The sequence below is a fragment of the Chryseobacterium sp. C-71 genome, assembly GCF_020911865.1.
Lineage (GTDB): Bacteria > Bacteroidota > Bacteroidia > Flavobacteriales > Weeksellaceae > Chryseobacterium.
In genome coordinates this window covers 1,695,717-1,707,787 of the sequence record NZ_CP087131.1, presented here as the reverse complement: position 1 = coordinate 1,707,787, position 12,071 = coordinate 1,695,717, and the positions used below count along the sequence as shown (strand labels likewise).

Annotated in this window: 15 protein-coding genes; 5 read left to right on the top strand and 10 right to left on the bottom strand. The window is 35.7% G+C overall.

Going from position 1 to position 12,071, the window contains the following annotated elements:
- Positions 1-220: 220 nt before the first annotated feature.
- Complete coding sequence (locus LNP04_RS07755; RefSeq protein ID WP_229985952.1) at positions 221-1,021, top strand: head GIN domain-containing protein; 801 nt, start codon at positions 221-223, stop codon at positions 1,019-1,021.
- 1 nt (position 1,022) lies between these two features.
- Here LNP04_RS07755 and LNP04_RS07750 read toward each other — a convergent pair whose 3' ends face one another.
- The 7 genes from LNP04_RS07750 to LNP04_RS07720 form a co-directional block, all read right to left on the bottom strand.
- The gene (locus tag LNP04_RS07750; RefSeq protein ID WP_229985951.1) at positions 1,023-2,906 is read right to left on the bottom strand and encodes a monovalent cation:proton antiporter-2 (CPA2) family protein; all 1,884 of its coding nucleotides are present in this window, start codon (positions 2,904-2,906) and stop codon (positions 1,023-1,025) included.
- A gap of 1 nt (position 2,907) precedes the next feature.
- Positions 2,908-3,429, bottom strand: coding sequence for an NAD(P)H-dependent oxidoreductase (locus LNP04_RS07745; RefSeq protein ID WP_229985950.1), 522 nt, complete (start codon positions 3,427-3,429; stop codon positions 2,908-2,910).
- Between the two features lie 111 nt (positions 3,430-3,540).
- A complete protein-coding gene (locus tag LNP04_RS07740; protein WP_229985949.1) occupies positions 3,541-3,957 on the bottom strand; it encodes an NTF2 fold immunity protein in 417 nt (138 codons plus the stop codon).
- A 10-nt stretch (positions 3,958-3,967) separates the two neighbouring features.
- Complete coding sequence (locus LNP04_RS07735; RefSeq protein WP_229985948.1) at positions 3,968-4,270, bottom strand: hypothetical protein; 303 nt, start codon at positions 4,268-4,270, stop codon at positions 3,968-3,970.
- Positions 4,271-4,287: 17 nt separating this feature from the next.
- Positions 4,288-5,091 carry a YgcG family protein gene (locus tag LNP04_RS07730; RefSeq protein WP_229985947.1) on the bottom strand — a complete coding sequence of 268 codons (804 nt, stop codon included), beginning with the start codon at positions 5,089-5,091 and terminating at the stop codon, positions 4,288-4,290.
- Positions 5,072-5,500 (bottom strand): TPM domain-containing protein, encoded by a 429-nt coding sequence (locus LNP04_RS07725; protein ID WP_229985946.1) that lies wholly within the window; start codon positions 5,498-5,500, stop codon positions 5,072-5,074. Before LNP04_RS07725 ends, LNP04_RS07730 begins: the two co-directional genes overlap by 20 nt.
- Entirely contained in the window at positions 5,500-6,108 is a 609-nt protein-coding gene (locus LNP04_RS07720; protein WP_129536070.1) for a LemA family protein, read from the bottom strand. Before LNP04_RS07720 ends, LNP04_RS07725 begins: the two co-directional genes overlap by 1 nt.
- A gap of 148 nt (positions 6,109-6,256) precedes the next feature.
- Between LNP04_RS07720 and LNP04_RS07715 the strand changes: the two genes are divergently transcribed.
- The gene (locus LNP04_RS07715; protein ID WP_129536071.1) at positions 6,257-6,748 is read left to right on the top strand and encodes a dihydrofolate reductase; all 492 of its coding nucleotides are present in this window, start codon (positions 6,257-6,259) and stop codon (positions 6,746-6,748) included.
- An 86-nt stretch (positions 6,749-6,834) separates the two neighbouring features.
- Positions 6,835-7,401 carry a DUF2892 domain-containing protein gene (locus LNP04_RS07710; protein WP_229985945.1) on the top strand — a complete coding sequence of 189 codons (567 nt, stop codon included), beginning with the start codon at positions 6,835-6,837 and terminating at the stop codon, positions 7,399-7,401.
- Between the two features lie 72 nt (positions 7,402-7,473).
- Here LNP04_RS07710 and LNP04_RS07705 read toward each other — a convergent pair whose 3' ends face one another.
- From LNP04_RS07705 to LNP04_RS07695, 3 genes are all read right to left on the bottom strand, one after another.
- A complete protein-coding gene (locus LNP04_RS07705; RefSeq protein ID WP_229985944.1) occupies positions 7,474-8,106 on the bottom strand; it encodes a trimeric intracellular cation channel family protein in 633 nt (210 codons plus the stop codon).
- A gap of 50 nt (positions 8,107-8,156) precedes the next feature.
- Complete coding sequence (gene coaD / locus LNP04_RS07700; RefSeq protein ID WP_129536075.1) at positions 8,157-8,621, bottom strand: pantetheine-phosphate adenylyltransferase; 465 nt, start codon at positions 8,619-8,621, stop codon at positions 8,157-8,159.
- A gap of 74 nt (positions 8,622-8,695) precedes the next feature.
- Positions 8,696-9,685 (bottom strand): D-alanine--D-alanine ligase, encoded by a 990-nt coding sequence (locus LNP04_RS07695; protein WP_229986281.1) that lies wholly within the window; start codon positions 9,683-9,685, stop codon positions 8,696-8,698.
- Positions 9,686-9,839: 154 nt separating this feature from the next.
- On the opposite strand from LNP04_RS07695, the gene LNP04_RS07690 reads away from it, so the two are divergent.
- Positions 9,840-10,901 (top strand): PASTA domain-containing protein, encoded by a 1,062-nt coding sequence (locus LNP04_RS07690; protein ID WP_229985943.1) that lies wholly within the window; start codon positions 9,840-9,842, stop codon positions 10,899-10,901.
- Positions 10,902-10,970: 69 nt separating this feature from the next.
- A complete protein-coding gene (locus LNP04_RS07685; RefSeq protein ID WP_229985942.1) occupies positions 10,971-12,035 on the top strand; it encodes an RluA family pseudouridine synthase in 1,065 nt (354 codons plus the stop codon).
- Positions 12,036-12,071: the final 36 nt, after the last annotated feature.

Below are 12,071 nucleotides of genomic sequence, written 5' to 3'. Positions count from 1 at the left end.
ATTAAAACTATTTGATAAATATTTTGTGCTTTTATTTTGGTTATTGCTGCTTGATAATATTTTTTTAGTTTTATTAAATATCTATGTTTAAGATGAATGTCAAAATCTATTGTAAATAAGCATCAAATGTATTTGTAATGAATTATTTTTAAAGATGTAATATTTTTTATATTTTAGTTGTTATTAATAATATACAAACGAAATTAATTAAAACCAAACCATGAAATATCCTACAATTTTACTTTTTTTAGGACTTATTGTTCTTTCAGCATGTAACGAAAAATCTGAAAAATCAAAATGGCTCCCTGATGTCACCAATAAAGATCACGGACCTTTAAAACAAAAAGAATTTAGCGGGAATTTTGACGAAATTGAAGTTTCTCAAGCGATTGAAGCTGAAATTATTAAATCTGATGTTGAAAAAGTAGTGATTTCCGCACCAGCAAACATCATCGATGAGGTTTTGGTTGATAACAGCGGTGGCGAACTTCATATTCATTATAAAACGGGTTTCCGAGTGATGAATACAAATAACGTGAAAGCTAAAATTTATGCTAAAGATTTCAAGAAATTAGAAGCCAATTCTGCAGGGATTATTATAGTGAGAGATCAGTTTACACAAGATAAAACGGATGTTGAAATTTCAAGTTCAGGTCATATATCTGGAAAACTTGAAGCGAATGACATGGATATTGATGCAGGAAGCAGCGGAAGTTTTAAAGGAAATATCTGGGCGGTCAATCTAAATGTTGAAGCTTCTTCGGCTGGGGAAGTAACCATCTCAGGTAAAAGTAAAAATGCTAATCTAACTTCATCATCAGGAAGCAGTATTTCGGCAAAAGAGGTGATGGTAGAAAACCTAAAAGCTGATGCGTCAAGCGGTGCCAGTGTTGAAGTAAGTGCAAGTTTGACAGTTGAAGGATCTGCTTCTTCCGGAGGAAGCGTCAATGTTTATAAAAAAGGAAATGTAACGACCGTGAAAAAAGAAGAAAGCAGCGGTGGAAGTGTTTCTATTCAATAATTTAATCTTTTTCCTCATCGTCTTCTTCGGCAGTTGATGAAGAACCTTCCCAGTTTTTACCATCAAAATTAAGGTTGTCATATGCTAAAAGCTCCTCCTCTCTCTGGAGGAGTTCTTTTGTTGTAAACAGACGGATTTCATCATCGTCATCAGATTTTGCCAGTTTTCTGATAGAGGCTTTATCAATCGCCATGAAGCGTTGTCCGAGACGACGAGCAGCATATTTTCGCATACCTGTTTCGTGAAGGACATCTACAGCCATATCTACTGCAGTGCCTAAAGTTTCACGGTAAATATTGTCGATTCCGTTATTTAAATAAGAATAGGCATCGATTCTGTTTTTTGCACGTACAAAGATTTTTACATCAGGATATTGTTCGCTCACGAGTTCAGCAATAAACTTATTATCGCCGGAATTATCAAGACAGAGAATTAAAATTTGAGCATCATCAATTCCGGCAGCTCTCAATACAGGAATTCTCGTGGCGTCACCGTAATATACTTTAAAACCATATCCTCGCAACAACTTCACACGGTCAGAATCTCTGTCGAGAACGGTTGCAGTAATTTTATTGGCTTTCAATAAACGCCCAACAGTACTTCCAAAATGCCCAAAACCAACGATGATAATTTTCTTTTGTGCAATATTGTTTTCAAGAATATTAAAATCACTTTGGTCGTCAGGAATTCCTTTAATGAATCTTGGCGTTATTATTTTATCATTAATAATTAATAAGAAAGGAGTGATACACATGGTGATCGCTGTAACAGCCATCATCTGTGCATTTAATTCTTCTCCAAAAAGATACAGGTCTGAACCATAATTAATCAGTACAAAAGCAAATTCTCCAACTTGCGAAAGTGCGAATGCGTAGAATAAGCTTTGAGGATTATCCATTTTGAAAAATTTACCGATAGCAAAAAGAACCGCAAATTTTACAGCAAGAACGGTAAAAACCGTAGAGAAAATAAATAAAGGATCTGCTGCAATAACATTAAAATTCATCGTTGAACCGACGCTCACAAAGAAAACTGCCAAAAGCAATCCTTTGAACGGGTCAATCTGTGCTTCCAATTCATGACGAAATTCGCTGTTTGCCAACATTACACCTGCAAGGAAAGCTCCTAAAGCAGGAGACAGACCTATGGAGACCATTAATTCTGAAACACCGATGACCAGAAATAGGGAAGAAGCTGTTAATAATTCTGTCATTCCGGCTTTTGAAACATATCTTAAAAAAGGAACGAAAACGTATCTTCCCAATAAAATCAAAATAACCACGCCCATGATGACCGTTCCAGCCTGCAACCATTCAGGCAGTTTCTGTATTAAAACCTGAACCTCATTTTCGTTATGTTTCACTTTAGAATGCGCAAGCAAAGGCAAAATCGCTAAAATAGGAATCACCGCAATATCCTGAAATAAAAGGGTAGAGAAGGATGCCTCACCTGCAACTGTTTTGAAACTGTTTTTTTCCTGTAAAGTCTGTAGAACAATTGCTGTCGACGATAAGGCGAAACACATGGCAACGGCAATGGCTTTGTCTGTTTTCCATCCGAAAGTGACGAAGATGAGAAAGAGCAAAAGAATGGTAAGAACCATCTGCGTCATACCCAACCCTAGAATTTTCTTTCGCATTTCCCAGAATTTTCTGGGTTCCAATTCTAATCCAACTAAAAATAAAAGCATAATCACTCCAAATTCACTGGCATGCATAATGTCGTTAACGTCTTTTCCTGTCAGTTTTAGAGCGTATGGACCGATAATAATTCCACCTAAAATATAGCCGATGACAGAGCTTAATCCTAATTTCCTTGCCAGCGGAACCATAATAATGGCTACGCCCAGGAAAAGCAGGGTATTCATGGCTAAAGTAGATTCCATATTATTGATTTAAAAGTTCTGCAAATTTTTGTTTGTGTAAAATAATTTCTTTTTTTGACAGTTTATTGGCTTCATATACGATAATGATATCTTTGATGTTGGCTTTAAAAACTTTTAACGAAACAATAAGACCGCTGATTAATTCTTCAACAGTATAGTGATACGTTCCCTCTCTGCTGAAAGATCTTTCTTTTCCGCCGGTAGTTACAACAATATATACTTCTTTGCCTTCCAAAGGATTTTCTTCACCCTCATTGAGCCAGTTTCTGTCGAAAACTTCGTCAATCCAAAGTCTCAGCAAAGGCGGCATTCCGAACCAGATGATTGGAAACTGAAAGATAAAACGGTCGTAATTTTTCAACCTTTTTCGTTCCCGAAAAGCAGCAATATGAAAATCGGGATATTCTTCGTAAAGATCGCGTAAGGTAAAATGCTGATGACGAACGTAGAAGTTGATCAATTCTACATTTGAGTTTGAGTGTTCCAGATAAGGGTGCGCAAAAACTGCCAGCGTTTTCTTCATAGAACCTGTTTTTAGTAAATATAATGAAAAATAAGATGAAAAAATTAATAATTAGATGAGTTTTAAGGAAAATTTAATTGATGAAATGGGAATTGACGATTAGAAATATATTTATTCTCCATGTGTAAGTTTTATCACTTTACCATCTTTAGAATTGATAATGATTATAAATGTTCCGCCAATTTGTGGTTCTGGAAAAGTTCCCTTAATGATATAATATCCATGAATGAAGTGTACATCATAAGGTCTTTGTTTGATGATGTTTTCTTTGCCATAAATAGGAAACAAAATGCTTTCAGAAATTTCTACTGCTGTTTTTGGATCGAGAATTACTTTTGTTGGTGAAAATTCATTGCTGATTTTTGCATTTTCTAATTCGGTTTTGGCATATTCAGAATCTTTGTTTTCTATAAAAATTTCAATGTTGCTTGATTCAGGCTTTTGATCTGATATTTTATTTGTGTCTTTTTTTTCAGAACATGAAAAAGAAATTAACACAATAGGTAGAAAAAAATATGTTATTTTCATAAGCTTCAGACTAAATAAACCATTTCCAAAAACTTGTAAATATTGATAAAATTGCAAGCACAAGTAAAATTAATGCTGCGATTTTCATAAATACCCTTTCATTGTTTTTATAAGAGTAAAATAAAAAGATAACCGAAACCAATATAATTAAGAGAAAACAATATTTGTAGCTGTATTGTAATTCAATCAGTCCAAAAAGTGCTTTCGTTTTTCCATCAGCATTTATGTACTTTTCAAAAATTGAAACATTTATTCTTAATGTTAACCAAATCACAATAAAGTTTAATGTAATTGATGGTAAAGAATATTTCATAGTAGTATTATGTTAATCTACCATCCACCAGAAGCTCCGCCGCCACCAAAACTTCCGCCTCCTCCGAAGCCTCCAAAACCGCCGCCACCGCCGGAACTTCCACCGCCAAAGCCTCCACCACCAAAACTGCCGGGAAAAGGGAAAGGGAAGAATCCGCCAGGATAATTTCTTCGACCTCTTCGGCTAATCATGACATCGCCGTCATCGTCGCCACCGCCTTTATTTCTGAAAAGGAAGATCAAAATAATGAAGATCACAAATCCGATAAGGAGGAGTTTTGAAACATTGATATCTCCTGATTTTTTATGATTGGTTAATGGTTTGAACTTTCCCTGAACCGCATCCATAATGGCGGTCGTTCCGCCATTGATTCCTTCATACCATTTTCCTTGCTTGAAATTTGGGGTCACAATATAATCTATAATCTGTCCGGCAACTGATGCCGTTAGATATTGTTCAACCGCCCGCCCTTGCTGGATTGACATAGTTCTGTCTTGCGTGGCAATTAAAAAAACGATCCCGTTGTCAACGTCTTTTTGTCCGATTCCCCATTGTTCACCAAACATTGTTGCGAGATAATTGATGTCTTCTCCTTTGGTTGACGGAATGATGATTACTTCAATTTCCGTTGAGGTAGAATCTGCAAATTTAATGAGCTTATTGTTGAGTTCAGTTTTTTCCTGCTGCGTCAGCAAATTGCCTTCATCATATACCGGATATAAAACCGCAGGTTTTTCAGGAATAGTGTATTGTGCTGATACGATAGTGTACAAGCAAATGAATACAAATGAAAATAATATTTTAAGAGAACGTAATCTCATTGGGAAGTTCGTTGTGGTTTTCTCCCGTTACCGGAAAATGTTTTTTGAGTTCGAGACCGGTTTCGAGAATGGCACTTTTTAAAGCTTTGTGATAATTGCCTTTTGCAAATTCTGAAGTGATAAAGTCGTGCAGATGATCCCAATACGATTGATGTACTTTTGCATGAATGCCAGTGTCACCAATAATAGTGAGGTATTTCTTTTCAAAATTAATATGAAAGAGAACCGCATTTTTTTCTGCGGTTTTATCTTTACATAATTCGTTGAAAACTTCATAAGCAATCTCTGCATTGTTATTTTCGGTGGTAGAATCAATGTGCACACGAATTTCTCCGGTAGAATGATCTTCTGCCGACTGAATAGCTTCCACAAGGGAAGCTATCTGTTGATCTGTTAGATAATGGCTCATTATTCTGTGAAAACGTCCGGTGCTTTTTCAGCTCCTGCAGCTGCTTTAAACTGTGGTCTTTCTTTGAAATTGGTGAAATTTGCCAAGATATTATTCGGGAATGTTTTTATTGAAACATTGTATTCTTCTGCCGCTTTGTTGTAGTAAACCGTTTCTGAACGAATGCTGTTCTCAATCGCAATATATTCTCTCTGGAAATTGATAAACTGTTGATCTGCTTTCAAATTTGGGTAAGACTCAACAACTGCCATCAATCGGCTCAGTGCACCAGATAATTCTCCCTGTGCTGCTTGGAATTTGGCCATATCAGCTTCAGTCATATTTGTAGGATCGATGTTGATCGATGTAGCTTTAGAACGAGCTTCCACAACTTTCGTCAGTGTTTCCTGCTCAAATTTTGAATAAGATTTCACCGTTCTTTCTAAATTAGGAATTAAGTTCGCCCTTTTTTGATAGACAGTTTCAACGTTAGACCATTTTGTGTTAACGTTTTGTTCCTGCGTTACGAATTTATTGTATCCGCTTTTTCCCCAGAAAAATAATACAGCAACGATAATAAGTAGAGCAATACCGATGGTTCCGGCGCTCAGGCAACCTTTGTTTTTCATGTTTAAGTGTTTATTTGTTTCTAATAATTATTTGAATAAATGATCTTCAAATTAAAAGGTTTTCAATGATGAAGACTTAATAATTTAAAATTTTGTTGTGCTACCCAAATATACAAATTATGTGCTAATTTTGCAGAAAATAAATTGAATGACAACAATAGTGGTGGCAATGGGCGAGAAAAACGAAATTGGTGCTGATAACCAATTGCTTTGGCATCTCCCGAAAGATCTAAAACATTTTAAAGACCTCACATCGGGACACCCGATCATCATGGGAAGAAAAACTTATGAAAGCATCGGGAAAGCACTTCCAAACCGTACCAATATTGTCATTTCTAGAAAGAAAAATTGGTTCGAAGAAGGAATTTTAATTGTAGGAAGCATTAAAGAAGCTGTGAAATTTGCAAAGAAAATCGATGAAAATGTTTTCATCATCGGTGGCGGAAATATCTACGAACAAACCATGGAAATTGCTGATAAGCTTGAAGTTACTTTGGTAAAAGCTGAGTTGAAGGCCGATACTTTTTTTCCAAAAATCGACCCGAAAATCTGGAAGCTAACGGAAGAGGTTTTTCATGAGAAAGATGATAAAAACCAATACGATTTTAGTTTTCAGACGTATGAGAAAATTGAACATTAAACGTTGATGGGCGATAATTTTACAAAAGACGATATACAATGAACAATCAACCAAATTTATTATCTTTGCACTTCTAAATTTTAATAATGAATAAATACATAAAAATCGTAGTAGGGGCACTTCTTATTTTGGGAGGCTTATATATGATGATTTTCACAAGAAACTTAGGCTGGGGAATCGTGGTTTTCCTTTTGGCTGCTTTGCCAATTTTTCTTTTCTTTAAAAACGAAAATATCCTTTTGGCATTCTGGCAACTGAGAAAACAGGATATGGTAAAAGCGTCAAAGTTTTTAAATAATATTAAAGATTATAAAACAGAGCTTCATAAAACCCAATACGGTTATTACCACTACTTACAAGGTTTGGTTTTGGCTCAGGATCATCCTACGAAAGTTGAGCCTTTGATGAAAAAAGCATTGGAATATGGTCTCAATATGAAGCACGACAGAGCAATGGCTACTTTAAATCTAGCTGCAGGTGCAATTTCTAAAGGAAGAAGACAGGAAGGACAAAGACTTCTGGATGAAGCTAAAGCATTGGATACTGCTGGAATGATGACCGATCAGATCAAAATGATGAAAGATCAGTTGAAAATGCCTACAATGCAGAAGCATATTCACAATCCTCACATGAGAAACAGAGGGAAGTTTTAAGAAATAATTGATTTAAATAAAATAAAAATGCACCAAATCGTTTGGTGCATTTTTTATGTTTTGTAACTCAATCTACATTTCAGAATTACTCTCATATCCATAAAATTTAGGAATCTGCCAATGGTATTTCACGGCTAAGGTTCTGACGCTTACAATCATTAAAATTGTGAAAATCTGAATGAAAGTATAAGAAAGTGTAGTAAAATGGGTCAGTAATAAAAAAGTTGAACCGCCGATAATACAGGCACTTGCGTAGATTTCTTTTCTAAAAATTAATGGGATTCTATTTAATAAAATATCCCGAATAATTCCTCCAAAACAGCCCGTTATGGTTCCTAATCCTATACAAATCAAAGGATGGATGTCTGCATTTAGACCTTTCTGTACGCCGATAATCGTAAATAATCCCAATCCGAAGCTGTCGAAAATAAATAAAGTGACTTTGAAATTTTTCTCAATCGATTTAAAGATCATTGAGAAAATACTCGTTGCCAAAATAAGACCGCACATCAAAAGATCATGCATCCAAAAAACCGGAATATCCAAGAGTAAATCTCTTACCGTTCCACCACCAACCGAAGTAACGAAGGCAATAATCAAAACTCCGAACGGATCAAGTCGCTTCTGCATCGCAGCAAAGCTCCCAGACATCGCAAAGGATATGGTTCCGAGAATTTCTATGATGAGATTGAACTGTTGATGCATATATTTATTAATGATGATAAATGAATCAATTATCAACGATCATTTATCGATTATTTTTCAACGCGCACTGCGTCCGGAACCAATAATTCATATTCGCCGCCATGATTGATAATTTCTCTCACGATGCTGCTGCTGATGAATGATTTTCCTGATGAGGTCAGTAAGAAAACGGTTTCGAGTTTTTTGTGGGCTAAAGTGCGATTGGTGTGAGCGATGGCTTTTTCAAATTCAAAATCTGCAGGATTTCTTAAACCTCGAAGGATAAACTGAGCATTTTTTTCGAAACAGTAATCGACCGTAAGTCCTTCAAAATGATCTACTTCGACGTTGGGAAAGTCAGCGACCGAATTTTGGATGAATTCCATTCTTTTTTCAAGTGGAAACATGTATTTCTTCTGAGAATTTTGTCCGATGGCAATAATCACTTTGTCGAAAAGTGCCGCAGCTCTCTCAATAATATCGTAATGTCCTAATGTAATAGGATCAAAAGACCCCGGGAAAACAGCAATTTTCATGCGCAAATAAAGTTATAAGTTATGGGTTATCAATTATGAGTTGTTATTTACTCTAATATCTAACTTCTAAATATCTAGTTTCTTTTTTGTAAAGCTTTTTCAACCTCGTTTCCGCAAAGATCTTTAATCGAAATTCCATAGATTTTCGCCTGTTGAGGAAGAATACTTGCCGGAGAAAATCCAGGGTTGGTATTCATTTCCAGCATATATGGAATGCCATCCATTAAAATAAATTCACTTCTTGAAAAACCACTCATTCCTAAAGAATCGTAAGCTCTTTTTGCAATTTCTTCCACTCTTTTTGTGGTTTCAGCATCGATTCTTGCCGGAGTAATTTCTTCCGAAGCGCCTTCATATTTCGCTTCGTAATCGAAAAACTCATTTTGAGGAACAATTTCTGTAATTCCCAAAACAATAGTTTCGCCTTTGAAATCTATCACACCTACGGAAACTTCCATACCGTCGAGGAAACTTTCAATTAAAATTTCATTATCTTCTTTAAAAGCAATTTCTGTTGCAGCAATTAATTCAGAAGAATCCTTTACCTTAGAAATTCCCAATGAAGAACCAGATTGATTGGGCTTTACAAAAACAGGAAGTCCAAGATTTTCGATAATTTCATCAACGTTAATATCTTCTCCTTTTCTTAAATACACACTTTTCGCAGACGGAATTCCATACTTAGATAAAACGGCTAAAGTATCTTTTTTATTAAACGTTAAAGCGCTTTGGTAAAAATCACAACCGGTATAGGTTTGTCCGATTGCATCCCAATACGCCTGCAAAATTCCGTTTTCACCGGGAGTTCCGTGGATAATGTTGAAGCAGACATCAAATTTTAAAGTTTCATTATTATTTAAATTAACCGAAAAATCTCCTTTATTAATAGGAAGTTTGTTCTCATTTTCATCTAAAAAATACCATTCATCCTTGAGAATGACAATTTTATATACATTATAAAGATCTCTGTCTAAAGAATCATAGATCAATTGTCCACTTTTCAGGGAAACTTTATATTCGTCAGAATAGCCTCCCATTACTACGGCAACGTGTTTTTTGCTCATATCCGTTTGTATCATTTAAGGCAAATTTAATGAAATTATATCACGCACGAATTGAATTTCAGAAAATTTGAAACAAATGCTAATTCTGTTAAATAAAAAGTGCAATCAAAAATTATTAGTTATATTTGCCGTTATAATTCAAGTATTTTTAAGTATGCTTAAATCACTTTTCAATTGGAAAGTTTTAGTTAATTTGCTAGTAGCAATCGCAATTTTTGTGGGATTGGTATGGCTTACGTTTCGTTGGTTAGAGTATCATACCAACCATGGTCAGGAAATTCCTGTTCCTAACGTTATTAATAAATCTGTACATGACGCCGTCAAAATATTAGAAGACAACGGGCTCGACTACGAAGTAGACAGCGCTGCGTATAATCCGAAATTCAGACCTCTTCAGGTTTTGAAAGTTTATCCTGCACCCGGATCTCGTGTGAAAGACGGAAGAGCAATTCAACTGATGGTGAACCCTAAAAGCTGGGCTCCTGTTATCGTTCCTGATGTTATCAATAAATATTCAGGATTGGCATTCCAGAGACTTGATCGGGTAGGGTTGAAGGTTGGTGATACTATCTTTGAGCCGAGTATTCAAAAAGATGCGGTTCTTAGAATTTTATTTAAAGGTAATTCTTTAAAACCTGGATCACTTTTACCTAGATTTTCTACCGTTGATGTTGTAATTGGGTCTGGTCCTATGAGAAATATTACCATTCCTAATGTTGTAGGCCTTACTGTAAAAGAAGCAAGAGCATATATTGCCAGAAATCTTTTTGAAGTAGGAATTGTAGAGCATGAAGATGGTGGGAAAGATGAATCTGACATCGTATATTATCAAGATCCTGCGGCAGGTGATGCACGAGATCAGGGGATGCAGATAGACCTTTGGGCAAGTAAGAAAACTCCTGCGGAATTACGTGACAGAATTGATCAGCTAAATTCTACATACAGAATGAAAATTGATACTACACTTCCTCCGATAAGATATGAAGAAGTTCCTAATTTTCAGGATGAGCCGGTAAATGCGGTACCGCCACCTGCAGTTACACCAAAACCGGCTAGTCCGAAGCCGGCAGTTTCTGCAACGTCTAAGCCTGTAAGTACAACAAAAACCACTGAAGTGAAGCCTAAGACCACTACAACCAGTACAGACAATAAGGCTAAACCGACGACAACACCTGTGGCTGATAAGCCTAAAGCTAAGAAGGTAACGATTCAATAAAAAATATATTGATAAAAAATTCAGGCTTCAACTTTAAAATGTTGAAGCCTTTTATGTAAAAAGAATAGAATGACAGAAGATAACGAAGATTTTTTAGACGAAGAATTATTAGATCCCAACAATGTAGATATTGATGAGGAAAACAAAGGTTTGTATGAGCATGTGAACATTATCGTTGATGGTAAGCAGGAACCTTTAAGAATTGATAAATTTCTCTTAAACTTCCGTCAGAATTCTTCAAGAAATAAAATTTCGCAAACCTGCAGAGCCGGGAATGTTGTGGTTAACGGAAATCCTGTAAAGCAAAACTATCGTGTAAAGCCCGGAGATCAGATTTCTTTGTTGCTTGCGCATCCACCGAGATTGAATGTGATTATTCCTCAGGATATCCCTATTAATATTGTTTATGAAGATGACGATTTGGTTGTTGTAGATAAAGATCCCGGAATGGTAGTACATCCAGGATTTGGGAATTGGGATGGAACTTTGGTGAACGCACTGGCTTTTCATTTTGATAAGAAAGGTGAAAAATCAGATTTGGATAGAGTAGGATTGGTTCACAGAATTGATAAAGATACTTCAGGACTTTTAGTAATTGCCAAAAACGAATACTCACTAAGTTTTCTTGCAAAGCAGTTTTTTGAAAGAAAAACCAAAAGATTGTATTGGGCTTTTGTTTGGGGCAACGTAAAAGATGACGAAGGCACCATAACGGGTCACATAGGCAGACATCCTAAGAATAGAATGCAGATGTACACTTATGCAGACGGAAGCATGGGGAAGCATGCCGTAACGCATTATAAAGTTTTAGAAAGATTTAAATACATGACTTGGGTAGAATGTAAATTGGAAACAGGAAGAACCCACCAAATCCGTGCGCATTTCAAACATATTGGTCATACACTCTTTAATGATGCAAGATATGAAGGAAATGTCGCCCTTCGAGGAGTTAATCTACCTAAGTATAAGCACTTTGTGAAAAATGTATTTGATATTTTACCAAGACATGCACTTCATGCCCATACTTTAGGATTTATACATCCCACTACCAAAAAGGAATTGTATTTTGAGAGCCCAATGCCCCAAGATATGACGGATGCCGTAAAAAAATGGAGAAATTATTTAGAAAACTAAAAATATATTGAGAATTTTTTTATATTTGTTGAATTG